This is a genomic window from Methylacidiphilum kamchatkense Kam1, assembly GCF_007475525.1.
GTDB lineage: Bacteria > Verrucomicrobiota > Verrucomicrobiia > Methylacidiphilales > Methylacidiphilaceae > Methylacidiphilum > Methylacidiphilum kamchatkense.
Window position 1 is genome coordinate 1,953,998 of record NZ_CP037899.1, and the last position, 24,554, is coordinate 1,978,551.

Genomic DNA, 24,554 nt, shown 5'->3' on the forward strand with positions numbered 1-24,554 from the left:
CTTAGGGATTCCCTTTATTGTCTACCTTATGATGGATCAAATAAAATGAAGGAAACGGTATTATGAAAATCTACATCAATGGTCTTTTTTATCCAAAAGAAGAGGCTAAAATTTCGGTATTCGATCATGGACTGCTCTACGGAGATGGGGTCTTTGAAGGAATCAGAGCGTATAACCGGCGTGTATTTCGGTTAGAAAGGCATATTGAAAGACTCTTTTATTCTGCCAAAGCCATCAATCTATCCATTCCTTTATCCCCGGAAGAATTCTCCGAAGCTATTCTAGAAACCTGTAGGCAAAACGAGATCGAGAATGGTTACATCCGAGCTGTCGTTACCAGAGGGATAGGTGATTTAGGACTCAATCCATTACACTGTCAACAACCTACTATCTTCATTATTGCTGATAAAATTTTGCTTTATAATCCAAAAATCTATCAAGAAGGCCTTACCGTTCGAACCGTCTCCACACGTATATCGTCTCATAGCTCAATTAGTCCTGCCATCAAATCCTTAAACTATCTAAATAAGATATTAGCAAAAATTGAAGCTAATCTTTCAGGAGCCGATGAAGGACTTTTGCTCAACCAACTCGATCATATTGCCGAATGTACGTCTGAAAACATCTTTTTAGTTAAGAATGGTATCGTGATGACCCCCCCAGTATCCGCAGGCCTCTTACCAGGCATTACAAGAGAAACCATTCTTAGCTTGGCAAAAGAGATGGAATTGAAAACGGAAGAAAAAAATCTAGTCCTATATGACATTTGGACAGCAGAAGAAGTTTTTATTACTGGAACTGGAGCTGAAATTGCTCCTGTCGTCGAAGTGGATGGAAGACCCATAGGCAAAAGAAAGCCCGGCGAGATCACCCTTCTCCTTATGAAAAAATTTAGAGAGTTGACACAGCATTCAGGTGTCCATATTTACGCCAAGGAAGACTCTTAAGCGATCAAGTGGGTAAGCTTACTTTGGCTCTTAGGCCCTGTACTATTCTATTTCACTGGGAAGTCCTTGGAAGCAGAGAGTTGATGCACCACCTGGAGGAACTGACTCTGCCTATCCGCAGCCGATTTGCCTGCATGCTCTCAGCACATCAACAAGATCCTTGCATTTTCCAAAACAGTTAGCAAGACATCAGCAGTACCTACTTTTATGCTTTTTTCAAAGGATACAGGCAGGACACCGCTAGAATGTTCCATTGCCGCACTCGAAGCCACAACCAGCATAGTCTATGTGGAAACTCGCCTTGCCAATAGAGGCTGGATATGCCTCACTTCCTCTCCTTTTCTCTTTCCATCAATTGCTAAACAAGATCCTAACTCCTTATTGTTTAAGTTTACAGGCTAGAAATAAAGTAAATGCCTAGCCATGCTACAAGAGGAAAGTTCAGATTCCCTGCGCAAACAATCCACTGCATCTTTCTTTTGTCAGTCAAAAGATTTCGGATATGATATAAGTAATTATAAACTACCTTTGTATTTTTTTTTAAATCAAGATATTAATAGTATCTAAACTTATGAAATGCGCTTTTTGTAATGAAACAGCTACTGTTCATCTCACTCAAATTGTGGGAGAGAAAATGCAGAAAATAGATCTGTGTGAGAAATGCGCCAAAGAGAAAGGAATCACGGACTCTATGGCCTTTTCTCTAACCGATATGCTTCTTGGAGATGAAACGGCTAAAAATCATATTCATGAAGGAGAACTGAGTTGTCCTCAGTGTGGATTTACTGAAACCGATTTCAAGAAAACAGGAAGACTCGGTTGTCCCGCCTGCTACGAAACTTTTTCCGAGATTATTGAAACCATCCTTAAAGACATGCATAAGGGAGTGGTTCATAAAGGAAAGACTCCAAAAAAGTTTGCAAAAACCCAGTTTTACCAAACCAAAATCAAACGCCTTCAAGAAGATTTAAAGAAAGCTGTAGCTCAAGAAAAATACGAGGAAGCAGCTACGATTAGGGATGAAATAGCGCAGCTAGAAAATCTTATAAAATCCTAAATCTGCTGAGATGAATCTCTACGCTCTTCCTCAAAAACCCTACTGTTTTAGGGTCGAAATGCCCAAATAGTTAAAGAGGAAAAAACAGTAAACAGTAGCCAAAGATAAGTTGTGGTTTTGTCTTCTTCCGCAACAAAGAGGGCAGTTATTTTTTAAAGTTTATAAAAGAAAGAACCAAATATTACATCACTTTTAAAACCGAGGTTATCATGGGAAAAAGCTTTATTGGAATCATTGGTCTTGGGGTTATGGGTAGGAATCTTGCCCTCAACATTCTTGATCATGGCTTTACTGTTTCTGGCTTTGACAAGGATCACTCTAAAGTCATTGCCCTAAAGGAAGAATCCAAGGGGATGGCTTCTTCTTATGATTCAGTGGAGAATTTTATTCATTCACTAGAAAAACCAAAAAAAATCTTATTTTTTGTTCCTGCAGGTCCTATCGTTGATCAAGTCATTGAAGAGCTGCTCCCTTTTTTGGAAAGTGGCGATATCCTCATTGACGGAGGCAATTCCTTCTTCCGTGATACGGAAAGGCGACAAAAGGAGTTAAAAAACAGAAACATCTTTTTCATTGGCATGGGGACATCTGGGGGAGAAAGCGGTGCCCGTCATGGACCTAGCCTTATGGTTGGAGGAGAGAAGGAGGCCTATGAACATTTGAGAACGTTGCTAGAGGCCATCTCAGCGAAAGTTGAAGGAGAGCCTTGTGTGGACTACATGGGTAGAGGGGCAGCAGGTCATTATGTAAAGATGGTTCATAACGGAATCGAATATGGAATCATGGAGTTAATTGGAGAATGTTACGACTTTGCGCATAGAGTCCTCAAGTTGGATGAAAAGAAAATTTCAGATCTTTTTGAACAGTGGTCTAAGGAAGAACTAGCTAGTTATTTGATGGAAATAACTGTCCATATTTTACGGAAAAGAGACGATAAGTCCAACGACCTATTGTTACATAAAGTCCTCGATGTTGCTAGACAACTTGGAACAGGCGCCTGGACTTCTGAAGAAGCTTTTTCGCTCCAAGTTCCTGCCCCAATCATTGATGCAGCTGTTACCATACGCAACCTTTCTTCTCGAGTGGAAGAACGAAAAGCGTATGGCCAACATTTTAAATCAGGTCTAGTAAGTGAAATTTCGGAAGAAACTTTTTCTTCTCCTTTTTATGAAGAGCTAAAGAAAGCTCTTTTTTTAGGCATCATTTGTACGTATGCCCAAGGTTTTTCCTTGCTGAGTGAAGCTTCCAAAAGATACGGTTATGCCATTGACATGGAGAAAGTGGCAAAAGTGTGGAGAGGAGGATGCATTATCCGTTCGCAGTTTTTAGAAAAAATTCGCGCGGCTTTCCAAGGCAACCCTCAATTGTCCAATCTCTTATTAGATCCTAATATTTTTAGTGAAATAAAAGAAAAAAATCTCCTTAGTTCTTTGCGAAACTTCTGTTTATACGCAATTAAAGTCGGCCTTCCGGCGTATGCATTTCTTTCTTCACTAAGCTATATTGATGCTTTCCGAAGTGAAAAATTACCAGCAAATTTAATACAACTCCAACGCGATTATTTTGGTTCCCACACCTACGAAAGAATTGATCTGGAAGGAACATTTCACACAATTTGGGAATAACTTGACTTCAAATAGGAAATTTTCTCAAGATAGCCTATATGAAAATCGCTCTAGGATCTGATCATGCAGGATTTCATTATAAAGAGAAGGTAAAAAAATTCTTAGAAGAGTCATGTCTCGAAGTCATTGATTGCGGAACATTTGCTGCTGATCCTCCAGTAGATTATCCCGATTATATTAGGCCAGCTGCTTTATTGGTCGCCCAAGGGAAAGCCGATAGAGCAATCGTTTTTGGAGGTTCGGGCAATGGAGAAGCTATGGTCGCCAATAAAGTCAAAGGGATACGCTGTGCCTACTGTTTTAATGAGGAATCGGCACGCCTAGGCAGGCTCCATAATGATGCAAATGCTATTTCGATGGGAGAAAGATTAATTTCTGAAGAAATGGCTTTGAAGATTGTTAAAATTTTTCTAGAAACCCCTTTCGAAGGTGGTCGACATATTCAACGAATCAAAAAAATGATGGAGTACGAAAACGCCTAGAAACTCTCTGCCATCTAGGTGCAAACTTTCTTCTTCCTCAAATCATAGAGGGCTCGTCCTCTGCCAAAAGAGAGCATCCATGGTCTAAAGAGATGAGAATAATACCCTCTACCCACTTCTAGAAAAAAATACCTGTCTTTCTTGCGATTAGCCTCTAGCGGGTGGAAGAAGTAGCGCTTCTGAAGGCTCAGTCATTTGCAGCTTCTTACCAAAGGGATTGTTATTTAGCGCAAAGACCAACCCATCATTTGAAGAAGCTTCTTTAATTGTGGTATTCTTCTTGCCGCTCGTTCTACTTCCTTAGAGCCGATTCGTCTGCGTAAATCATCCTTTGTTTGGGGTTTTTCATATTCAGGCCATTCCCTTTGTAGCATTGCTTGGACGTTGTTTGCTGTAAGGGATGGATATTCCTGTTCATTAAGAAGATGCATCAGCAAAAATCCTTCATGATTGGGTTTTTGCCAGATAATAGAAAAGCCGTTTTCTTCGGCTTTTTCTTCTGCTTTCTGACATTCATCGGGATTGGCGCTACACACGTCATCATCAATGAGAATCACCTTCTCTTTATAGGACTCCTTCCTTGCTTTATTAATCGCTTCTTTAACCATTGAACTCGGCCCACCCCCTCCTAAACAAAAAGGTCTAAGAACAACGGATAGGGGTGGATTCTGTTCCTTTGCCAGCTCGTTAAGAAGAGCCACGTATCCTTGCTCGCTTTTGCCTTCACAAGCAACAAAGATATTTTTTTTCTTAGCCCTGTAAAAAGGGGAACGCATTTCTTCATCCAATGTTTGGGAGAGCACCATAGGCACCGTGCCAATAGCCACGAACAAAGTCTTCACTTTTACGAATACCTTTTATGTCAGCTAGCCGGTACATCCTTGTATACCCTTCTTTTGGGGTTTTCTCGCACAAAAGGATTTCCTCTTTTTGGAGTTCATTTAACAGTAGAACATTGTGGCAGCTAAAGAATAGCTGTGCGTTGTGGCGATTCTTTTGGGGATCCCAAAACCAACTGATAATCTCTCGAAGCACTTCTGGGTGAATGGAAGCATCAAGCTCATCAAGAACGGCAATCCCTCCAGTATTCAAAGCTATCCAAAGACGTGGAAAAGAGCGAATAAATGACTGGGTGCCATTGCTTTCAAAACCCCATGGAATTGGTTCATTTAAGCCCTGATGTTTAAAAATAAGCTCCCCATTGTCAGAAACCGTTAGTTCAAGAAGTCTTAAATCCAGCCGGCGCAGTTCCCGGTTAGCATCTTTCAAAAGATCTGGATGCTGTCGAAATAAAAAAATCAGCGACGGAGGAGTCAGATCTGCCTCCCAAAGATTGGATTGAAATCCCTGCAAAGCCTTTTGGAACTCAAGAGCTATCTGATGCCCTAGCTGCGCATAGGTGGAAATGACGCTTGTGTTTGGACGAACTTTAATAGTGGGAGTGGTTTGGATGATTGGAAATAAATTGCTTCCTTTGACTGTTCCATCACTCCCCCGCTCAAATACTAGAAAGGGCTTCCGTCTCGTGCTGGGTTGATAAAAAAGAGATTCTTTTGTGACCGAGGAAGGAAACGATCCTTTCTGGCTTTGAATTTCAAGCTCATACCGATACACTCCCGGGGATACGTTGCTCCCTCTGTTTCGGGAAATAGCGGTCTTCCTCCAATTTCCACTGCAAGCCGCGTTGGATTTTTTGCCCAATGTTCGTTTTTAAATGAAAAAGTCGGCAGGGGCTGATTTGGTGGAAATTGGAAGCTGTCTCTAGCAAACAAAGCCAAAAACGCAATCGCCCGAAGGAACACCGTTTTCCCAGAAGCGTTGGGCCCAAAGACAGCTACTAGTTTAGGCGCTCGCTTCTTAGAATTTGGATAGACCAATGCAAAACGAGGATCCTCGGGGACTCGTAGGGAAAAATCAATCGCTTGTCGTTCGGCTACGGAGTAAAAATTTTCGATTTCTAGCCTGAAAAGCATGTTTTGCTTTTTTTTTATTTTGACAATTTACTTGGTATTTCAAACGCTAGAAAGACAGTTTTTTTACTTTTTCTAAGGCTTTGCCTGCCGCTTGCCCTAGCCAAGTCCACAATTCTTCTTGCAACTGGGCTTTCAAAACGCTAGGAGAGGAAAATTTTTTATGGGAATCCAGTCTCAGCTGAAAGCGATAGACAATGTTCTCACATACTTAAATAGCCAGACAAGGCAAAGCAAAGACCAATAGGTTGCCAAAGGATCACGCTCTTTTTTCTAAGCATGCCACAATCATGTAGAAAATGAGGAAAAGAGAAGCGCACTCAGAGGGATTCGAACCCCCAACCCTCGGTTCCGAAGACCGATGCTCTAGCCGTTGAGCTATGAGTGCATGCAACTAAAAATACAATACTAATGCCACAAAAGAATGAAAAAGGGAATAGGATAGAATCTATTATTTTCTTGTTAACAATTTTTAAACTTAATAAATTTCAAACTTGATAACAAAACGCAATTTTAGTTTTTCTCTACAATTTTTGGAAGGAATGTCTAATTTTATTTTCTATTTGGTTTTTTTTCTATGTTTTCCTTTGGTCAATTGTCATCTTCAGGCTTCTCAAAATGAAAAAGGAATAGACCAAGGTTATAGTTCTACGGGTCTTCGGATTAATTATTCAGAAATACCCGGATATCATGTAGAAGATATAGTTGTAGACACAGATTCAGGTGAACTCCCTGTCTCTGGAGCTACAGCCATAGCCATAAGCCCAATCGAAGATACCCTTCTACTTTTGACAAGCGGCTACAATAAGCACTTTAACCCAAATGGACAAGTCATTCCCGAGCAATCTAAAGAATATGTCTTTATTTACGATATCTCACGCGGCTACCCTCAAAAAATGGCTACGGTGAGTATCCCCAACTCATTTATGGGGATCGATTGGAATCCAGATGGGAGGGAATTTTACGTATCCGGCGGAATGGACGATGTCATTTATGCTTTTAAAGGTTTTGAACAACATTGGTCCTTTTCTCGTCCTCCTCTGAGCCTTAATCATTCGAAAGGAAATGGTATTGAGACCAAACCAGTTGTTTCTGGCCTTCGAGTCAGTCCAGATGGAAAATTCCTTGCGGTTGCTAATTTTACTAATGATTCCATTAGCATGATCGATTTGGAAAATTGGAAAAAAATTGGAGAACTCGATCTACGTCCTGGGAAAATCGATCCTAGATATGTCGGAACTCCAGGTGGGGAATATCCATTAGATATTGCTTGGATAGGCAAAGACAAAATTTATGTTTCAAGCCTTAGAGATAGAGAAATAGACATCATAAGCTTCGAAAATAACATCATGAAACTTTCCAAAAGACTGTATCTTCAAGGCCAACCAAATCGAATCATTGTCAATAGCACTTTTAATCGAGCCTATATTACTGAAGATAATGCTGACCGGCTAACTATTATCGATACAAGCATCGACAAAGTCATAGAATCCATCCCAACAATGGGACAACCTTCCGGAAAACTGCTCCAAGGAGCTGCTCCCAATAACCTCTCACTCGATCCCAACGGAAAATTCCTTTATGTCACGAATGGCGGGATGAACTGTCTTTCACTTATCAAACTAAGCCCTTATGCTCAAGGGATCACAAAAAAGAACAACCCTCAATCGAAAAGTGAGCTCTTATGTCTCATCCCAACAGGCTGGTATCCTTCTGCCGTAGGCCTACGATCCGATGGAAAATGGATTTATGTCTGTAATTTTAAAAGCCGATTTGGCCCAAACAACGAACAATGGGAAAAACCAATAGCTTTAAATAACGAATTTTTTAAAAAGTGGTTATCGAAAAATCAATTTATCCTACAAAAATACTATTCGACTCTTTTGAGTTTTCCTCAACTCAAAGCTAACACTTATAAAACTCTTACGGAAGCTGTTATTGAAAATAATCATTTAAAAGAAGATTTCAAAGCGCCACTTTCTCTATTTAGCAAGCTCCACACTCTAGTGCATCACGTCCTTTATATTATCAAAGAAAATAGAAGTTACGATCAGCTTTTCGGCGATCTGAAATCGGGTAATGGAGATCCAGATCTTGCGATTTTAGCACCCTATGCCCCCAATCACAGGAAACTGGCCACTCAATTCGTCCTTTTAGACAACTTCCTTGATAGTGGAGAAGTGAGCGGCAATGGCTGGCTTTGGAGTACTGCAGCGAGGTCCTTAGACATCACCGAAAAAACTGTTCCACTCCACTATAGTGGTCGTGGCATCAGTTATGATTGGGAAGGAATGAACAGAAATATTAATATTGGGGAATCATCTTTTGAATCCAGAAAAAAAGCTGACCCTCTTTTACCCAAAGATCCAGACATTCTCCCAGGAAATAGCGATATTTCTGCGCCCGATGGACCAGAAGGAGAGTTAGGGCTGGGATATCTATGGGATGAGGCCATGAGAAGAGGAATCTCCATACGAAATTATGGGTTTTTTGGAGATTTGACTCGATATCATTTGCCCAAAGATCATCCCTCATTTATTCCTTTAGCCAGGAATCCCTACAAAGAAAATATCGTTCAATTTTTCCCAACTAAGGCTTCTCTAGCTAAAGTCAGTGATCTTTTTTACCGCGGATTCGACATGAAATACCCAGATTTTTGGAGGTTTAAAGAATGGGAAAGGGAATTTGATGATTTCGTAAAAAATCACAATCTTCCCACGCTGGAACTCATAAGGCTTCCACACGATCATTTTGGATTATTTGGTCAAGGAATAGATAAAATTGATACAGTAGAAACTCAGATGGCAGACAACGATTATGCCCTTGGACTCATTGTTGAAAAGATCGCCCATAGCCCTTATAAAGATGACACTCTTATTTTCGTGATTGAAGACGATGCGCAAAATGGGGTTGACCATGTGGATGCCCATCGAAGCATAGCTCTGATTATTGGACCATATGTTAAACAAGGAATTACTATCTCAACTAGATACACGACAATTAATCTTATCAAGACCATTGAAAAAATTCTTGGTATAGGTCCATTATCCGTTTACGACCAATTTTCTCAACCTATGAGCAATATCTTTGACCTGAAACAAAAAAACTGGTCTTATACTGCCATCGTTCCTGAAATATTGAACACGACCGATCTTCCTCTTCCGAATAAAAAACCAATCCAACATGCAGTACATGACAGCGCGTTCTGGAACGCGTTGATGTCAGAAGAAGATTTTTCTAAAGAAGATAAATTGGATGTAGATCGCTTTAATAAAGCTTTGTGGATAGGGTTGAAAGGAAACAATCAACCCTATCCTCATTTAAAGTTAAAAAATAAGAACTAAAAATGCTTTCGACAAAGAAATTAGAAATTAAGGAATAATTTCAGCATCTTCAATCAAATGATACCCGTCGGCACTGACCAATTTGCCTTTGACCGTGACTTTTTGGTCGGCATACTTTGCGGCTTCTTTTCCTATCGGCTTATGCTCTCCAACAATAATATATAATTTTCCATCTTCTCCCTTCAACCCAGGGGGCAAACCAGCATTAAGACAAGTACGGCCACATTTCATGTGCTTTTCACCCCGAGCAGCATGATCGATATAACAGACCAAATCGACTAGTTCTCCTTTTACAGTTACCTGTTCAGCTGCAAACAACCAAGAGCCCTGAAAAGCAACAAGAACAAGAGCAAAAATAATCTTTTTCAATGCTTACCTCCTTGAGAATTAGTAATTTATAAATTTTTTCATACCATGGTATTTGCTCAAAATAAACATAATTTTTTTAAAAAATGGACATGAAACCTTATTTCTAAATGTTAAACTATTGCAAGCTTATATCAGGCAAGTCGAATCCTTTGCTTGAATGAACCAACAAAAGCAGATTAACCTCTTTGTTAGCTTAAGCATTCTGGTCAATTTCCTTTTGGCTGCTGGAAAAATTTCTTTTGGGCTTAGTGGCCATTCCTTTGCTTTAATAGCCGATGGTCTAGAATCTTTGGCTGATATAGGTTCTTCATTTCTTGTATGGTTTGGAATAAAAATTTCTCAAATTCCTCCTGACCCTGACCATCCTTTTGGCCATGGGAAAGCTGATCCTATCGCCGCATTCATTGTCTCCATACTCCTTATGCTTTGCACCCTATTCGTATCCATCGAAGCCATAAAAAACTTATGGGTTCCCACTCCCTTGCCTTCCCTCTATACCCTTCCTGCTATTGGCATGATCGTCATTATAAAAGAGATTTTTTATAGAATCTTTAAGAAACTTGGAGAAAATACCGGCAGTCTTGTTTTATGTGCTGATTCCTGGCATCATCGCTCCGACGCATTATCTTCTCTGGCCGCCTTTTTGGGAATTCTTCTTGCAGTCGTTACAGAGTTAAAACAGGCGGACAGTATCGCAGCGATCGTATCAGCTATAATCATTTTTTGGAACAGTATTCATCTTATTAGACCTTCTTTCCTTGAAATGATGGATACGGCTCCCTCAAAGAACATTGAACAGAAAATCCGAAATCTCGCAGAAGAAGTTCCAGGAGTCATAAAGATTGAAAAATGTCGGATTCGCAAAAGTGGCCAAGGTCTCCTGATGGATATCCATGTGATGGTACCCGGCTCGCTAACAGTCAGAGAAGGACATATTATCGGTCATAAGGTTAAAGATAAACTCTGTGCTTCCCCGATGAATATTACCGATGTGGTCGTCCATATCGAACCAGTAGAGTAATATGCTTCCTGCTCCGTTGATAGGGTCGACTAGGATAGGATTAATTCCACTGGTGCCATTTCTTTATCCCTCCATACGTATCCTAAAGATCATAGAGCAACTAAGCTTGGCAAATCCATTTTAAACTTGCCTTCTTGTTTGTATTGGGAACTTTCTGTTCCCCTCTCTTAAACATTGACAGCTGTAGAGAAAGCTCGGCTGTATTTTAGAGAAAGCGGGTGTCTTGGACCAAGATATCGAAATAAGCTACGAACCGCCTTTAAGACTAATCCTTCTCCAATGTTCTTATTTATATGCAACAGAGAAATCCAATGAAACAGTCCTTTTTCTATATCCAATTTTTTGATTGCTTCCAGGCCCTCCACAAAACGTTTTTTTTCATCAGTTTCACCCAATTTTTCTATTTCCTCACCAAGCAACAAAGTTCCAAGACATTTGATTGCCTCATAGGAAAATGGATCTTCCGATTCCATTTCTGGTTGAAGAACTGCCAACGCTTTTTGCGGATCGGACAAAAGAAGGAATTTCGCATAGATTAAAAACTCCTGGGGATTCTCTGGCTTTTCCTTTTCTTTTTCAAAAGCCACAAGCGCCTCATGGAACTTCCCTTGCTCAAATAAATCGAGGGCTGTTTTCCATTTTATCTTCAGCGCCTTTTGATTCAAATTTTTCTCCAGCCAACTTTTAATTGCTGCTTTAGGTTGTAACCCAATGAAGCGGTCTTTTTCCTCACCATCAATAAATATCCTCACATCGGGAATTCCACTCACTCCGTACGCTACAGCCACTGCTTCTTGTTCATCTACATTCACTTTTGCTAGATCCCATTTTCCTTGCGCTTCGACTGCCAACTCTTCTAGCAGAGGAGACAACATGCGGCATGGACCGCACCATGCTGCCCAAAAGTCCACAACAACAGGGATAGTTTTGCTTCTATCGATAACCTCTTTTTCAAAGTCGTTTACATCGAAAATCATAAAGTTCCTTTTAGCTTTTCTTTCTAGCGATCACAACTCCATCGGCTATAGGAAGGAGTACCGATTCAATTCTGGTATCGTTGCTTAGTTTGTCGTTGAGCCTATTCAAAACAAGGGCATCTTTGTCAGATTTTTCAGAACAAAGCACTCTTCCTCTCCAAAACATATTGTCAAGTAGCCCATTCTGTCGCATTTTAGGCAATAACAATTCATAATAATTTTCATAATTTTCTTTATCCGCATCAATAAAAGCGAAATCAAACCGTACCTCCTCTTCCAATTCTTGAATGGTTTTTAATGCAGGACCAAGCTTCGCTTCTATTTTATGCTCCAACCCAGCTTCTTTCCAACATTTATAAGCCAATGCAATCCACTGAGGATTGATCTCACAACCAACAAGCTTCCCATATTGGGGGAATGCTCTGGCAATGGCTATGGAACCAATCCCTGTAAAGGTTCCCACTTCTATCGCAGTCTTTGCATTACATGCTGCAACCAGTATCGAGAGGAAACTTTCTTCTTCGGGAGGAATAGCCATTTCGGAAATTTCTCCTAATGCCATGGTCTCGCTCCGAAGCTTTTGCATTAAAGGATCGGAAGCATAAGTCCTATGACAAACGGCGTAATCGTAAAGTTCTTTGGTTATGGGATAAAAAGTCAAGCTCATTCTCAGATTTTCTTTATTTATTTTAAGCTGACTTCCAATGCTTCAGCCTTTTTCTTTGCCGCTTCTATCGCTTCCAGTAAAATATCTTCCCACCCCTTTCGAACCATCACTTGAGTCGCTGCTTCTGTAATTCCACGTGGTGTTTTGACTTCAGAAAGGAGTTTTTCAGGGGATCTCTTTGTTTCCATTAGCAGTGAAAGAGTCCCTAAAACCATCTCATTCATTAATTGAATCGCCTCCAAATCTGGAAATCCATAGGCTTTCGCTTGTTCTATTAACCCTATCATAAGCATACAGACATAAGCCGGGCCACACCCAACTAATGCAGTTGCTGCCGCCATAAGATCTTCACTAATCAGAATAGGATGGCCTAGTAGGGAAAATAAATAATGGATCAGGCTAACCATCTTCCTATTCTTTGTATCCTCATCCCTATTTAAAGCATAAGGGATCACTCCTTTGCCAATTTGACAAGGAAGATTTGGCATTGCTCGAACCACCATGCAATGGGATAAAAGTTGGGTAATGTCTTTTATTGTCAAACCAGCGACAACCGAAACGAAAACTTTAGATGCCATTAGGGCACTGATTTCTCGTAAAACCTCTTCTGCTTGGGGTGGTTTCACACATAAAAATACCACATCGGTATGATTAACTAACTCCCGATTGTCCAGGGTGGTATGGATTTTATGGCCCTCAAATTCTTCTAAAAAGGATTGAATGCTCCCTTTGGAACGCCCAGAAACCCATATTGGAGTTTCTAAGCTCATTTTGTTATTCCTTAAAAACCCGTGCACTAGCGCCTTAGCCATTTTTCCAGAACCAACAAAGCCTATACGCGAATGGCTTAGCCACTTTTTTTCTCCGTTGCTCTGATCCAATGACTCCATAAAAGTTCTCCCAGCTGTTCAATTGATTTTCCATCAACCTCAATTTCCATGTCTGCTGCCTTATAAAGGGATTCTCTTTCCTTCAATAACTTTTCTAATGTCATTTTTGGATTTTTCCCAAAAAGAAGAGGTCTATCCGTTTTATCTTGTAGCCTTGACCAAAGCAGTTCCAAAGAGGCTTGAAGATAAAAAAGAAACCCATGCTCTTTTAAAAGAGAGAGGTTAGATGGATTTAGTAAAGTCCCTCCTCCCGTAGCAATCACTCCGGGAGGAGAGGAAATGACTTGGTAAACCATTTCCATTTCCTTTTTCCTGAAATACTCGCCTCCTTTCGTGGCGAAGATTTCAGCTATTGTTGCCTTTTCTGCTTCTTCTATCATCCGATCCAAATCATAAAAGGGAATCGCTTTTTCTTGGGAAAGCCAGGATCCAACGCTAGACTTTCCAGCCCCCATCATCCCCACAAGTACAATGTGTCTTGGCATACCCTAAAATCCGTTTTTTAAATTATATCTTTTTTAAAGTAAATAGAAAGAAAGAGACCCTTTACTACCATTTATTTTTTTATAAACTCAAGATGCCTATCCTTTATGAGCAACGGTGTTTAAAAAAAATTTTAGCTCAAGATTTTCTGTAGCGATTATTAGAAATTGAACCTAGTATGAATAGGAGAATGGGTTTTTAAGCCTTAAAATATCCAAGCCATTTACATTTATTAGGACGATACCATCATATATATATGCCCAATACCTTCGGACATTTATTTCGCATAACTACCTGGGGCGAATCTCATGGCAAAGGAGTGGGAGTCGTTGTAGACGGCTGTCCATCAAACATTCCTCTGACTGAATCAGACATCCAGAAGGAACTCGATCGCAGAAGACCTGGACAAAGTAAAATCACTACCCAGAGGAAGGAAAAAGATATTGCTGAAATTCTGTCTGGTACCTTTAATGGGATGACTTTAGGAACCCCTATCCTAATTTTAGTAAGAAATGAAGATGCCCGTCCAGAAGCCTACGCTGAGATGGAGCATATTTATAGGCCATCGCATGCGGATTATACCTATCAAATCAAGTATGGCATTCGTAATTGGCAAGGGGGTGGGAGAGCCTCTGCCAGGGAAACTGTAGGCAGAGTCGCAGGAGGGGCGGTTGGCGGAAAGCTCCTTGAAGTCCTCTACCCTTCCTTAGAAGTTATTGCATGGGTATCAGAGGTTCATGGAGTCAAATCCTTTTGTGATCCTAATAAAATTACCAAAGAAACAATTGAATCGAACATATTACGATGGCCCGATTCAGAAAATTTTGATAATGCCTTAAAAGAAGTGGAAAAAGCACAGAAAGAAGGGGATACGGTCGGGGGAGTGATTGACTGTGTAGTTCGTGGGATGCCTCCTGGCCTAGGGGAACCTGTTTTTGATAAGCTGGAAGCTGACTTAGCAAAAGCAATGCTTAGCTTACCTGCTTCAAAAGGCTTTGAAATCGGTTCTGGCTTCCAAGCGGCCAGAATGAGAGGCTCTGAGCATAACGATCCTTTTTATATGGAAGGCAAAAGGGTAAGAACGTATACGAACTGGAGTGGCGGAGTCCAAGGGGGCATAAGTAATGGGGAAAATCTTTTTTTTCGTGTGGCTTTTAAACCGGTGGCCACTTTAGCCAAAGAGCAAAAGACAGTGACAGTGGATGGAGAAGAAGTTCTTTTACGGGCAAGAGGTAGACACGATCCGTGTGTATTGCCCAGAGCTGTTCCAATCGTTGAAGCGATGACTAAGCTGGTTTTGGCTGATCACGCTTTAAGACAAAAAGTACTGGATTGTAGACCATAAAGTGTGTAAGAATGCTCTTTTTTAATGAACCATTCCCTTTCGATTACGTATGTTCTAGCATTTTAATTGCGTCGGCTCATTATGAGTTCAACAGCTATTTCACCACTTTTGCTTGTTAGTGGCATCCTCCTTTCTTTTCTTTGCGGCTCCATTCCATTCGGTTTTCTTCTAGGCAAAGCTAAGGGGATTGATATTAGGCTGTTGGGCAGCAAAAACATTGGAGCCACTAATGTTGGTAGGATTTTGGGTTGGAAATGGGGCCTTTTAGTTTTTTTGCTCGACTTTTTAAAAGGCTTTCTCCCTGTTTTTCTTATTCGGTTTCATTTCGATGTTCATCAAACCTCTTCAGATCTTTTTGCTCTGATTTGTGGTCTTGCTTCTATAATTGGTCATAACTTTACCCCTTGGTTAAAGGGCAAGGGAGGCAAAGGAATAGCAACCTCAGCCGGTGTCCTCTTAGCCCTTATGCCCAAGGTGTTCCTCCTGCTTCTGATTGCTTGGTTCGGTATCTTGTTTTTTACCCGCATTGTATCGATCAGCTCGATCTGTGCTGCTTTGTTCTTTCCCTTCTTTACCTTTATCCTCTATCCAAACAATCCTTTATTCTTCTTTTTTTCCATTGTCGCTTCTTTTCTTGCTATATGGAGACATAGATCAAACATAAAAAGAATTTTCAATGGGACTGAACCAAAACTGAATTTTTCAAAACAAAACAAATGAAGATCGGTATCCTAGGCCAGGGGAAGTGGGGGAAAACGATAAAAAAACTCCTTGCAGAAAATGGCCATGAACCTTTCGGCTTTCATCATACGGATCATCCGTGGGAACAACAACTTGACTGTCTTTGTATTGCTATTCCTGTTCAGCACATTCGACAAACTCTTCTTCGGTTTCCTAATCCAGAGTGTCCAGTCATAAGTCTAAGTAAAGGATTGGAGATCACCACGGGCAAGAGAGTCACGGAAATCATCAAAGATGTATGGAAAAATGAGAATGTAGGAGCTCTTTCGGGCCCTACCTTTTCAGAAGAAATCTCTGCTGGACTTCCAGCAGCCGCAGTCGTAGCATCTGAAAAAGAAGCTCTAGGAATATTTTTCCAAAATATTTTTCATTCGAGAACCTTTCGCGTTTATCGGACCACCGATCTGGTGGGGGTAGAACTAGGAGGCGCGCTTAAAAATGTTTATGCGATTGCTGGAGGCCTTTGCTATGGACTGGCTCTAGGGGACAATGCTCATGCCTCCCTTTTGACTCGATCCTTAGCAGAAATGACCAGACTAGGAGTGACTGCAGGCGGGAAAGCTGAGACTTTCTTTGGTCTTAGTGGTGTAGGAGATCTCTTGCTTACGGCTAGCAGCATGAAAAGTAGGAATTTTAGGCTTGGGATGAGAATAGCTTCTGGCATTCCTTTGACTAAGGCTTTGTCAATGGAATCAACCGTTATAGAAGGATATCCAACGGCTTTTTCCGTTTACAAAAGCGCTCTTTTTTCTAAACAAAAAAAACCAGTCGCCGATGAAGTCTACAAGATACTCTACGAGGGCAAGAACATTCAAGCTTCAGTAATGGATCTTTTGAGACGGCAAGTCGGTGAAGAAGACTAGCCGAATCAACGGCTTATTCTACCGTAACGCTTTTGGCCAAATTTCTAGGTTTATCAACGTCTTTGCCCAAGATAATTGCCAAATGATACGCAAACAATTGCAGCGGGATAACGGTTAATATGGGACACAAATACTCTTGTGCATTGGGAATATATAAGACCTCATCGGCAATTTTAGAAACCAGATCGTCTTTTTCCGTCGCAATAGCGATAATCGGTCCGCCTCTTGCCTTTACTTCTTCCATATTACTAATGTTTTTGTCATAAACGCCGTCTTTAGGACAAAGAAAAATGCTCGGAGTGAATTGATCGATTAAAGCTATAATCCCATGTTTTAATTCAGCCGAAGGGTTCCCCTCGGCACTACAATAGGAAACTTCCTTTATCTTTAATGCACCTTCCAATGCCACTCCATATTGAAACTGGCGTCCAAAGAGCAAAAATCTTTTTGAATGGGCATACTTTTTTGCCAACTCTCGGACTTGTGGATCCAACTTGATGACTTCGGCCACTTGATCCGGAAGCGCTTCAATAGCTTCTACGATTTCATGGCCTTCTCTGGCAGAGAGAAACCTCAATCTGCCTAATAATAAAGCAAGCAGCGTGAAGATAAGGACTTGGGAAGTAAACGATTTTGTAGCCGCCACCGCGATTTCAGGGCCTGCATGCATAAAGACTCCCCCTTCTGTTTCTCTGGCTATCGAGCTTCCCACACGGTTACATATCCCAAGGACCTTAAGCCCCTTTCTTTTTGCTTCTTTGACAGCCGCAAGGGTATCAGCAGTTTCTCCAGATTGGCTCACAGCAATAACCACCGTATGCCTATCAATCGGAGAATTCTTATATCGAAATTCACTTGAAAATTCGACTTCTACCGGAATATGTGCGAGGGATTCAATAAGATATTCCCCCACAATCCCAGCATGCCTAGCAGAACCACATCCAATAACTTGGATTCTTTCAATCCTGAGTAGTTCCTGAGGACTCATATTCAGTCCTCCCAGTTTAGCCGTTGCTTCTTCCTGGATTAATCTACCTCGGAAAGCATTCCTAATCGCTTCGGGCTGATCATAAATTTCTTTTAGCATGTAATGAGGAAAGCCTTTGAGGCTGGCACTCATTTCAGATTGATCAACGTCCCGGATTTCAAATCCATTATTAGTTTTATTTAAAGACTGGATATCGAAAGTCTCAGGGTTGATTGTTACAAGATCTCCATCATTTAAATAGACAACTTTATGCGCATAGGGACAAATCGCTGTGACATCACTACTTAAAAAATACTCATCATTTCCAATTCCCAAGACCAAGGGACTACCTCTTCTAGCCCCTACAAGCAAGTTGGGGACCTCGGAATGGATCAAAGCAATCCCATAAGTGCCACTAATTTCCTTTAGTGAACGCTTGAGTGCTTGGATAAGTCTGGCAGTGGGATCGTCTTCATTTCCCAGCTCATAGTAATGACCTATAAGATGGGCTAAAACTTCCGTGTCTGTTTCTGATTGAAAGGTATGCCCTAAATGGATTAATCTTTGCTTTAAAAGTTGGTAATTTTCAATAACTCCATTATGAACCAACGAAAGATGGCGCAACTGGTCGAAGTGTGGATGCGCATTTTCATCGCTAGGAATACCGTGAGTGGCCCAGCGGGTATGACTGATCCCCAGTCTACCGTCCAACTCCTTTTTCCCAAGAAGATGGATAAGTTCAGAAATTCTTCCCTTTTTTTTTACCACCTCAATCTTAGTCCCATCGAAAATGGCAATACCACTGGAATCATAGCCCCGATATTCCAACCGCTTGAGCCCATCCAACAGAATAGGCTGTGCCTTCTTTTTCCCAAGGTAAGCAAAAATTCCACACATGGCGTATCTTTTTTAAATAAAATCAAAATAAATATCAAACATTATGAATAGATCTCACCTTTTTTCCTTTTCTCCCATGGATGTCATTACAGTGATTCTGGGAGGAGGTGCAGGCACAAGACTGTTCCCACTAACCAAAGAAAGGGCAAAACCAGCCGTGCCTATTGCTGGCAAATATCGTCTTGTAGATATCCCCATAAGTTTGTCAATCAATTCTGGGTTAAGAAGAATTTTTATATTAACCCAGTTCAATAGCTCTTCTCTCCATCGACATATCCAGCAGACCTATCGGTTTGATGACTATTCCCAAGGTTTTGTAGAAATTCTGGCTGCGCAGCAGACTCCCAAAGGTGCTTACTGGTATCAGGGTACCGCAGATGCGGTTAGACAAAACCTTATCCATTTTGCCAGTCACCCTCATGATATGGTCTTAATTCTTGCTGGAGACCAACTCTATAAGATGGATTACCGAGTAATGATCGAACAGCATATTGAAACCTGCGCAGATGTGACGGTCGGAATCACCCCTGTTCCCATGAAACAGGCTTCTGCCTTAGGAATCTTAAGGGTCAATGAAGAAAAACGAATAGTGGCCTTCGTGGAAAAACCGAAAGAAAAAGAAGTACTGAAAGAATTTGCTATATCCGATCCTTTTTTAAGTCTTTATCACATACCAAAGGATTCAGCTTACTATTTTGCCTCAATGGGCATTTATGTTTTTAATCGCAAGACCCTTTCCAATGCGCTTGTAGGCGCTGAGCCAGATTTTGGCAAAGATATTATTCCTTCGTTAATCCGCACGCATCGGGTCTATTCTTATATTTATCCTGGCTATTGGGAAGACATTGGAACAATCTCAGCTTTCTACCAAGCCAATTTGGACCTATGTCATCTCCATTCCAATTTTGACTTTTACGATAGCCACTTTCCCATATTTACTCGGCCCAGATATCTTCCGCCCTCCAAAATCCTCGATGCAACAATCGAAAATTCTCTTATTGCGGAAGGCTGTATCATTACGGGAGCGAAAATCACCCATTCTCTCATTGGAATAAGAAGCATTGTTCAACCAGAAACTTGCCTCAAAGATACCGTGCTTCTTGGGAACGACTATTACGAAACAGAAAGTCAGGCGCTAAGCGCAGAAGGCCACGGTCTTCCTAGAATAGGGATTGGCAATAACTCTTTCATTGAAAAAACCATCATCGATAAGAATAGTCGGATTGGCAATAATGTGAAAATTTCTCCTGCCGGCAAGCCTCAGAATTACGATGGTGATTTCTATTATATTCGAGATGGGATCGTTATCATCCCACGAGGCGGAGTCGTTCCTCATGGAACGATTATTTAACTGGAGCTTTACAGTCCTTAATTTTTCATTTTATTGATTTTCGTTGCCTATGAACTTGAAAAACTTAAATAAGCAAAAGAGTGTTGTTCGAGCAAGCTGCCACGGCTTTTCCTATCCTTCTGATCCCCTAGAATGCCTGACCAAATTCCGTTCTTTTTTTGATCTGCCCGGCGCTTGCGCTTGGCCTGAAAAAAATTCGATCGGGAAAGAAAAAAAAGAGCGGCTTGCCGTTTTGTCTCCTCATATCGATTTTCAAGTAAGTCCCAAGGCCTATACTCATGCCTTTTCTCACTGGTTTTCTAGGGCAGAAGCCGATTTTTTCATTATCCTTGGAGTTGGACACCATAGCCGGCTTGAATGGAGTATTGATAGTAGAGATTATATAACTCCTTTAGGAAGAGCCTATAACAGAACGGATATTGTGGAGCTCATCGAAAGAAGCGTCAATTTTTCTCTGGCTGATCCCTATGGACATCAAAAAGAGCATTCTATCGAATTTCCTATCGTTTTTATGCAAGCTTTGCGTTACTGGATGGGCATCCAAAAGCCTTTAGAATTTATCCCTATTCTCTGTGGCGGCTTACACGATCTCATCATTTATGACAACGGCAAGGATGCCCTTTCAATGATGCGAATGCTTGCTGCCGCTCTTCGTGAAGTGCTTAACGCTTATGGGGAAAAAGCAGCTCTTATCATTAGCATTGATGGATGCCATATTGGCCCAAGATTTGGTCATCCTTTGGACTTAACAAAAGTATTGCTCAAAGATACAGAATCGTGGGAAAAAGAACTATGGAAAAAAGTCGAAGAACAAAATTTAGAAGGTTTTCTTGCGCATCTTCAAAAGGAAAAAAATATTCGTTTTTTTGATGGTGTGGGTGCTATTGCCCTTCTTATGGAAATCTTCAAAGATAAACCATTTTTCTTTAAAAGAACCTATTATGAACAATGGTTTGAACCTCGAGACAGTTCCGCTGTCACTTTCTCTAGTGGATTCTTGACTTACTGATTCCCACAAAAATACTTCCTTTAACTCTAAAAAGAAAACAGCTGAATATTTATTTTTAAAAAGAGCTTTCCTAGAATAATTTAGACTAGAGCACGAATCATTTTTTAACTTATCTTATCTGCCATGACCTCAACCACTCCATCTCATCCACGCGTTCGATTCGCTCCGTCTCCTACCGGCTATCTTCATATAGGCGGAGCTAGAACTGCTCTATTCAATTGGCTTTATGCCAGGCATACGAACGGAACTTTTATTTTGAGGATCGAAGATACCGATGCAAGCCGAAATACCCCTCAAGCCTTATCGGTCATTTTTGAGAACCTCCGCTGGTTAGGCCTAGATTGGGACGAAGGTCCTTTACCTGATGGCAGCACCATTGGATCATTTGGTCCTTATTTTCAAAGCCAGAGAAAAGATATTTACGAAGCTTACTGTAAGAAGCTGATCGATAAAGATATGGCCTATATCAAAGAGGGAGCTGTTCTTTTCCGAATGCCTCGAAAGCGAATCATTGTGCCAGATATTATCTGTGGCGATATCTATTTTGATTGTACGCTAGAAAAAGATTTTGTGATTCGTAGAAAAGACGGCTCCTTTGTGTTTCACCTCGTTAATGTTGTAGACGATTGTGAAATGAAGATAACCCATGTGATCCGGGGAGAAGATCATTTATCTAATACCCCTAAACATATTGCCATTTTTGAATCTTTGGGGATAAAGTCACCTCTTTATGCTCATATTCCCCTTATCCTCAATCCGGAAGGCTCAAAAATGAGCAAACGAGATAAAGGTTCTTCTGTCCAGGAGTATATTGATGAAGGGTATTTACCTAAGGCCTTCCGCAATTATTTGTGTTTGCTTGGCTGGTCGATCAAAGAAAATAGAGAGATATTCGACATTGAAGAGGCAATTGCAAAGTTCGATCTAACTCAGATTCATCGGAGCAACGCTCGTTTTAATCGTCAAAAGCTGCTGTGGATTAATGGAGAATACATGAGAGCGATGCCCTTAGAGGAACTACTTCCCCACGCTTTATCCTGGCTTAAGAAGGCAGGTCTTATTGATGACCATTATGATAATATCCCCTTTTTGAAAGGGGCTGTTGCTATCGTAAGAGAAAAAGTAAAAACGGGCAAAGAACTTGTTGATTGGATGAAACCCCTGCTCAGTGAGCAAATCGAATACGAAGATGCTGTGTTGCAAAAATACCTAGACAACAAGGGAAAGAATATCCTTAAAGAAGTCTTCCCATATCTTGAAAAGATTTCTCCTTTTCAATCAAAGGAACTTGAAGAAACAATTAAGAGCCTAGCGATGAAAAATGGAAGAAAGACTGCCGATTATATTCACAGACTTAGGGTAGCGCTTACGGGAAGAACAGTTGGACCCAGTCTTTATCCAATGTTGGAAGTACTAGGAAAAGAGAAGGTTTTGAATAGATTACATAAAGTGCTATTTGAACATGAATGATGATTTATGACGCTGGCCTCATGGATAACCTTGTTTAGAATTGTATCCCTTCCTCTTATACTCTTTTTCCTTAATCAATACCAAAAGAGTGATGAAATAAGCCAACCGGATGAAAAACTGCGGGCAGGTTCCTTGATTTTTTTTCTAGTTGCCGCCTTTTCTGACTGTATCGATGGGTATTTGGCCAGGAACTGTGGACAAAAAAGCAAGCTAGGAGCCATTCTGGATCCGATCGCTGACAAATTACTTCTTTTTGTCATGCTGTTTTCCTTAGCGACCATCAACGCTTCAAAAATAGCTAAAATTCCTTTATGGTTACCTCTTCTAATAGCTTCCAGAGATCTTTTCCTTCTTTTTGGTTTTCTTTTTTTAAAAGCCCTACACAAAGAAATGGAAGTTCAGCCGCATTGGACTGGCAAATTGGCTACATTCACAAGTTTTAGCCTAGTGGGTTTTTCTCTGCTTGGAATTGCAAAACTAACCAATATTTCGGTCTATTTGTGTGCGCTTTTCCTTATACTTTCTAGTATAGTATATTCTATCAGAGCCATAAAAATTCTACTATCTCAACATCATTCTGTTTCTCCAACTGCAAAAAAAGATAATCTTCTATAGGGATGAAAGTCGTTGCCATTATCGGAAGGCCGAACGTTGGAAAGTCTCTTTTGTTCAATAGGATCTGTTGCAAAGAACTATCCCTGGTCCATGATATCCCAGGGGTCACAAGGGATCGAATCATTTCTTTTATTCACAGGGATGGGCAAAAAGCAATGGTCATAGATACAGGAGGGTTAGACTTTAATCCAAAAACAAATTTAGAAAAGTCCCTTTTCGAGCAAATTGAGACTTCTTTAACAGAAGCTACCCATATCCTTTTTGTCGTCGATGGCAGAACTGGACTCACTCCTTTAGATCAAGAAATAGGAAAATTTTTAAAGAAAAGGCAAAAGCCAGTCTTTGTTGTCGTCAACAAAATAGATGATCCTAAACTGGAAAATAACACTTTGGACTTTGTTGCACTTGGATTCGATACCATTTTCCCAGTTTCAGCAGCACATAATAGAGGGATAGAAGAGCTTCTTCGTTCCATCTTTGCGACCAATTCCATTGAGACAGAGCAAAAGGATTTAAAACTGCCCGCTTCTCCTCCTACCCGCATCGCCGTCATAGGCCAACCCAATGCTGGAAAATCAACGTTGATAAACGGGCTTATTGGAGAAAAAAGGCTTGTGGTGGACGAACATCCGGGAACAACTCATGACGCTGTGGATGTTGATTTTAGTATCGCTGGCGTTCCTTTCACGCTGATCGATACGGCAGGGCTCAGAAAAAAAATAAACTGCAACCAGGCTTAGAAAGCAAAATCGCTGGTCGGACTGTACATGCTATAAACCGCTCACATATCGTTTTATTTGTCATTGATGCTGAAAAAGGAATCAGCCTGCAAGACAAAAAAATTGGTGGATTAATACAAAAGGCATTTCGGCCCTGTATCATTGTCCTCAATAAAATTGATTTGTTAGAGAATTCCTTCGATCGGAGAAACTGGGGGAAAGAAAGTCGCCTACTGATACAAAGAGAGCTTCCTTTTTTAAGTTATGCGCCTGTAGTGGCACTCAGTGCTGAAAAAAAATGGAATTATCAAAGCTTATTCACTGCTATTCTTCTTGTCGACCAGGAAAGAAAAAAATGCATTCCTACCCATGAAGTTGCCGAATTTTTCCAAAGGACCTTGCATCAATTCCCCCCACAGCCCATTCAAGGTAAAAGATTAAAAATTTACTACGCCACACAACTTAAAGATAAAGACAGTTCAAAAGCGCCTCCTTGTCCAACATTTGTTCTTTTTGTCAATAATCTCACCTTACTCAAAGCAGCCTATAAAAAATTTCTTGAAGGGAAACTGCGCCAAACTTTTTCCTTTACAGGTTGTCCCATTTTGTGGAAATGGAAAAAGGCCCAGGGGAAAAAACCACTTCTGATCCAAAAATAGTTATTAGCTTCTCCCTGGAACAGGACCCTTGAAATCGTTTTCAGGAAAATAGACGGTTTCCTACCCATACCGCAAACATCCGGCAA

General features: G+C 40.8%; 24 protein-coding genes and 1 tRNA gene. 15 read left to right on the top strand and 10 right to left on the bottom strand.

Features of this window, described 5'->3' with window-relative positions; genetic code table 11:
• Positions 1 to 62: 62 nt before the first annotated feature.
• The 4 genes from ilvE (at position 63) to kam1_RS09020 (ending at position 4,111) form a co-directional block, all read left to right on the top strand.
• The gene (gene ilvE, locus kam1_RS09005) at positions 63 to 947 is read left to right on the top strand and encodes a branched-chain-amino-acid transaminase (protein WP_039720881.1); all 885 of its coding nucleotides are present in this window, start codon (positions 63 to 65) and stop codon (positions 945 to 947) included.
• Positions 948 to 1,518: 571 nt separating this feature from the next.
• Positions 1,519 to 2,004, top strand: a complete 486-nt coding sequence (locus tag kam1_RS09010; RefSeq protein ID WP_039720879.1) for a UvrB/UvrC motif-containing protein — start codon at positions 1,519 to 1,521, stop codon at positions 2,002 to 2,004.
• A 209-nt stretch (positions 2,005 to 2,213) separates the two neighbouring features.
• The gene (gene gndA, locus kam1_RS09015) at positions 2,214 to 3,629 is read left to right on the top strand and encodes an NADP-dependent phosphogluconate dehydrogenase (protein ID WP_039720878.1); all 1,416 of its coding nucleotides are present in this window, start codon (positions 2,214 to 2,216) and stop codon (positions 3,627 to 3,629) included.
• 38 nt (positions 3,630 to 3,667) lie between these two features.
• Positions 3,668 to 4,111, top strand: a complete 444-nt coding sequence (locus kam1_RS09020; protein WP_039720877.1) for a ribose-5-phosphate isomerase — start codon at positions 3,668 to 3,670, stop codon at positions 4,109 to 4,111.
• A 224-nt stretch (positions 4,112 to 4,335) separates the two neighbouring features.
• Here kam1_RS09020 and kam1_RS09025 read toward each other — a convergent pair whose 3' ends face one another.
• From kam1_RS09025 to kam1_RS09040, 4 genes are all read right to left on the bottom strand, one after another.
• On the bottom strand, positions 4,336 to 4,953 hold the full coding sequence (locus kam1_RS09025; RefSeq protein ID WP_143958401.1) for an RloB domain-containing protein: 618 nt from the start codon (positions 4,951 to 4,953) through the stop codon (positions 4,336 to 4,338).
• Positions 4,892 to 5,725: an AAA family ATPase gene (locus kam1_RS09030; RefSeq protein WP_172616767.1), complete on the bottom strand. Its 834-nt coding sequence runs from the start codon at positions 5,723 to 5,725 to the stop codon at positions 4,892 to 4,894. Before kam1_RS09030 ends, kam1_RS09025 begins: the two co-directional genes overlap by 62 nt.
• Positions 5,617 to 6,084, bottom strand: a complete 468-nt coding sequence (locus kam1_RS09035) for an AAA family ATPase (protein WP_143958403.1) — start codon at positions 6,082 to 6,084, stop codon at positions 5,617 to 5,619. Before kam1_RS09035 ends, kam1_RS09030 begins: the two co-directional genes overlap by 109 nt.
• A gap of 312 nt (positions 6,085 to 6,396) precedes the next feature.
• Positions 6,397 to 6,469, bottom strand: a tRNA-Arg gene (locus kam1_RS09040).
• Positions 6,470 to 6,623: 154 nt separating this feature from the next.
• Here kam1_RS09040 and kam1_RS09045 point away from each other — a divergent pair.
• The gene (locus tag kam1_RS09045) at positions 6,624 to 9,425 is read left to right on the top strand and encodes a bifunctional YncE family protein/alkaline phosphatase family protein (protein WP_039720875.1); all 2,802 of its coding nucleotides are present in this window, start codon (positions 6,624 to 6,626) and stop codon (positions 9,423 to 9,425) included.
• A gap of 27 nt (positions 9,426 to 9,452) precedes the next feature.
• Here the strand turns inward: kam1_RS09045 and kam1_RS09050 are convergent, their stop codons facing one another.
• On the bottom strand, positions 9,453 to 9,794 hold the full coding sequence (locus kam1_RS09050; RefSeq protein WP_039720874.1) for a hypothetical protein: 342 nt from the start codon (positions 9,792 to 9,794) through the stop codon (positions 9,453 to 9,455).
• A 157-nt stretch (positions 9,795 to 9,951) separates the two neighbouring features.
• Between kam1_RS09050 and kam1_RS09055 the strand changes: the two genes are divergently transcribed.
• Positions 9,952 to 10,815, top strand: coding sequence for a cation diffusion facilitator family transporter (locus kam1_RS09055; RefSeq protein ID WP_052250414.1), 864 nt, complete (start codon positions 9,952 to 9,954; stop codon positions 10,813 to 10,815).
• 167 nt (positions 10,816 to 10,982) lie between these two features.
• Here the strand turns inward: kam1_RS09055 and trxA are convergent, their stop codons facing one another.
• Genes trxA through kam1_RS09075 form a run of 4 tightly spaced genes read right to left on the bottom strand, consistent with a single transcriptional unit; the run spans position 10,983 to position 13,834 of the window.
• Positions 10,983 to 11,792 (bottom strand): thioredoxin, encoded by an 810-nt coding sequence (gene trxA / locus kam1_RS09060; RefSeq protein ID WP_039720873.1) that lies wholly within the window; start codon positions 11,790 to 11,792, stop codon positions 10,983 to 10,985.
• 10 nt (positions 11,793 to 11,802) lie between these two features.
• On the bottom strand, positions 11,803 to 12,459 hold the full coding sequence (locus kam1_RS09065; RefSeq protein ID WP_039720872.1) for an O-methyltransferase: 657 nt from the start codon (positions 12,457 to 12,459) through the stop codon (positions 11,803 to 11,805).
• 17 nt (positions 12,460 to 12,476) lie between these two features.
• Complete coding sequence (gene proC, locus kam1_RS09070; RefSeq protein WP_039720871.1) at positions 12,477 to 13,349, bottom strand: pyrroline-5-carboxylate reductase; 873 nt, start codon at positions 13,347 to 13,349, stop codon at positions 12,477 to 12,479.
• A complete protein-coding gene (locus kam1_RS09075) occupies positions 13,307 to 13,834 on the bottom strand; it encodes a shikimate kinase (protein ID WP_039720870.1) in 528 nt (175 codons plus the stop codon). The genes proC and kam1_RS09075 overlap by 43 nt, the downstream gene beginning before the upstream one ends.
• A gap of 254 nt (positions 13,835 to 14,088) precedes the next feature.
• On the opposite strand from kam1_RS09075, the gene aroC reads away from it, so the two are divergent.
• The 3 genes from aroC to kam1_RS09090 all read left to right on the top strand — a co-directional run bounded on the left by aroC (position 14,089) and on the right by kam1_RS09090 (position 16,781).
• Entirely contained in the window at positions 14,089 to 15,177 is a 1,089-nt protein-coding gene (gene aroC, locus kam1_RS09080) for a chorismate synthase (protein ID WP_039720869.1), read from the top strand.
• Between the two features lie 81 nt (positions 15,178 to 15,258).
• Positions 15,259 to 15,897, top strand: coding sequence for a glycerol-3-phosphate 1-O-acyltransferase PlsY (gene plsY, locus kam1_RS09085; protein ID WP_052250413.1), 639 nt, complete (start codon positions 15,259 to 15,261; stop codon positions 15,895 to 15,897).
• The gene (locus kam1_RS09090) at positions 15,894 to 16,781 is read left to right on the top strand and encodes an NAD(P)H-dependent glycerol-3-phosphate dehydrogenase (RefSeq protein ID WP_039720868.1); all 888 of its coding nucleotides are present in this window, start codon (positions 15,894 to 15,896) and stop codon (positions 16,779 to 16,781) included. Before plsY ends, kam1_RS09090 begins: the two co-directional genes overlap by 4 nt.
• A gap of 13 nt (positions 16,782 to 16,794) precedes the next feature.
• On the opposite strand, the gene glmS is transcribed toward kam1_RS09090, so the two are convergent.
• Complete coding sequence (glmS, locus tag kam1_RS09095; protein WP_143958404.1) at positions 16,795 to 18,645, bottom strand: glutamine--fructose-6-phosphate transaminase (isomerizing); 1,851 nt, start codon at positions 18,643 to 18,645, stop codon at positions 16,795 to 16,797.
• 43 nt (positions 18,646 to 18,688) lie between these two features.
• Here glmS and kam1_RS09100 point away from each other — a divergent pair, with 43 nt between their 5' ends.
• The 6 genes from kam1_RS09100 (at position 18,689) to kam1_RS10855 (ending at position 24,468) form a co-directional block, all read left to right on the top strand.
• Entirely contained in the window at positions 18,689 to 19,996 is a 1,308-nt protein-coding gene (locus kam1_RS09100; RefSeq protein ID WP_039720867.1) for a glucose-1-phosphate adenylyltransferase, read from the top strand.
• Positions 19,997 to 20,045: 49 nt separating this feature from the next.
• Complete coding sequence (gene amrB / locus kam1_RS09105) at positions 20,046 to 21,005, top strand: AmmeMemoRadiSam system protein B (protein WP_039720866.1); 960 nt, start codon at positions 20,046 to 20,048, stop codon at positions 21,003 to 21,005.
• 123 nt (positions 21,006 to 21,128) lie between these two features.
• Positions 21,129 to 22,475 carry a glutamate--tRNA ligase gene (gene gltX, locus kam1_RS09110; protein ID WP_143958405.1) on the top strand — a complete coding sequence of 449 codons (1,347 nt, stop codon included), beginning with the start codon at positions 21,129 to 21,131 and terminating at the stop codon, positions 22,473 to 22,475.
• A 6-nt stretch (positions 22,476 to 22,481) separates the two neighbouring features.
• Positions 22,482 to 23,090 carry a CDP-alcohol phosphatidyltransferase family protein gene (locus tag kam1_RS09115; protein WP_039720864.1) on the top strand — a complete coding sequence of 203 codons (609 nt, stop codon included), beginning with the start codon at positions 22,482 to 22,484 and terminating at the stop codon, positions 23,088 to 23,090.
• A gap of 2 nt (positions 23,091 to 23,092) precedes the next feature.
• Positions 23,093 to 23,830: a GTPase gene (locus kam1_RS10850; protein WP_244946054.1), complete on the top strand. Its 738-nt coding sequence runs from the start codon at positions 23,093 to 23,095 to the stop codon at positions 23,828 to 23,830.
• An 80-nt stretch (positions 23,831 to 23,910) separates the two neighbouring features.
• The gene (locus tag kam1_RS10855) at positions 23,911 to 24,468 is read left to right on the top strand and encodes a ribosome biogenesis GTPase Der (protein WP_235276954.1); all 558 of its coding nucleotides are present in this window, start codon (positions 23,911 to 23,913) and stop codon (positions 24,466 to 24,468) included.
• Positions 24,469 to 24,554 lie beyond the last annotated feature (86 nt).

What these genes read in the sequence shown, in the direction of transcription:
- ilvE (WP_039720881.1), top strand. Translation starts at nt 63, where the DNA reads ATGAAAATCTACATCAATGGTCTTTTTTATCCAAAAGAAGAGGCTAAA.
- kam1_RS09010 (WP_039720879.1), top strand. Translation starts at nt 1,519, where the DNA reads ATGAAATGCGCTTTTTGTAATGAAACAGCTACTGTTCATCTCACTCAA.
- gndA (WP_039720878.1), top strand. Translation starts at nt 2,214, where the DNA reads ATGGGAAAAAGCTTTATTGGAATCATTGGTCTTGGGGTTATGGGTAGG.
- kam1_RS09020 (WP_039720877.1), top strand. Translation starts at nt 3,668, where the DNA reads ATGAAAATCGCTCTAGGATCTGATCATGCAGGATTTCATTATAAAGAG.
- kam1_RS09035 (WP_143958403.1), bottom strand. Translation starts at nt 6,084, where the DNA reads ATGCTTTTCAGGCTAGAAATCGAAAATTTTTACTCCGTAGCCGAACGA.
- kam1_RS09045 (WP_039720875.1), top strand. Translation starts at nt 6,624, where the DNA reads ATGTCTAATTTTATTTTCTATTTGGTTTTTTTTCTATGTTTTCCTTTG.
- kam1_RS09055 (WP_052250414.1), top strand. Translation starts at nt 9,952, where the DNA reads ATGAACCAACAAAAGCAGATTAACCTCTTTGTTAGCTTAAGCATTCTG.
- trxA (WP_039720873.1), bottom strand. Translation starts at nt 11,792, where the DNA reads ATGATTTTCGATGTAAACGACTTTGAAAAAGAGGTTATCGATAGAAGC.
- kam1_RS09065 (WP_039720872.1), bottom strand. Translation starts at nt 12,459, where the DNA reads ATGAGCTTGACTTTTTATCCCATAACCAAAGAACTTTACGATTACGCC.
- proC (WP_039720871.1), bottom strand. Translation starts at nt 13,349, where the DNA reads ATGGAGTCATTGGATCAGAGCAACGGAGAAAAAAAGTGGCTAAGCCAT.
- kam1_RS09075 (WP_039720870.1), bottom strand. Translation starts at nt 13,834, where the DNA reads ATGCCAAGACACATTGTACTTGTGGGGATGATGGGGGCTGGAAAGTCT.
- aroC (WP_039720869.1), top strand. Translation starts at nt 14,089, where the DNA reads ATGCCCAATACCTTCGGACATTTATTTCGCATAACTACCTGGGGCGAA.
- plsY (WP_052250413.1), top strand. Translation starts at nt 15,259, where the DNA reads ATGAGTTCAACAGCTATTTCACCACTTTTGCTTGTTAGTGGCATCCTC.
- kam1_RS09090 (WP_039720868.1), top strand. Translation starts at nt 15,894, where the DNA reads ATGAAGATCGGTATCCTAGGCCAGGGGAAGTGGGGGAAAACGATAAAA.
- glmS (WP_143958404.1), bottom strand. Translation starts at nt 18,645, where the DNA reads ATGTGTGGAATTTTTGCTTACCTTGGGAAAAAGAAGGCACAGCCTATT.
- kam1_RS09100 (WP_039720867.1), top strand. Translation starts at nt 18,689, where the DNA reads ATGAATAGATCTCACCTTTTTTCCTTTTCTCCCATGGATGTCATTACA.
- amrB (WP_039720866.1), top strand. Translation starts at nt 20,046, where the DNA reads ATGAACTTGAAAAACTTAAATAAGCAAAAGAGTGTTGTTCGAGCAAGC.
- gltX (WP_143958405.1), top strand. Translation starts at nt 21,129, where the DNA reads ATGACCTCAACCACTCCATCTCATCCACGCGTTCGATTCGCTCCGTCT.
- kam1_RS09115 (WP_039720864.1), top strand. Translation starts at nt 22,482, where the DNA reads ATGACGCTGGCCTCATGGATAACCTTGTTTAGAATTGTATCCCTTCCT.
- kam1_RS10850 (WP_244946054.1), top strand. Translation starts at nt 23,093, where the DNA reads ATGAAAGTCGTTGCCATTATCGGAAGGCCGAACGTTGGAAAGTCTCTT.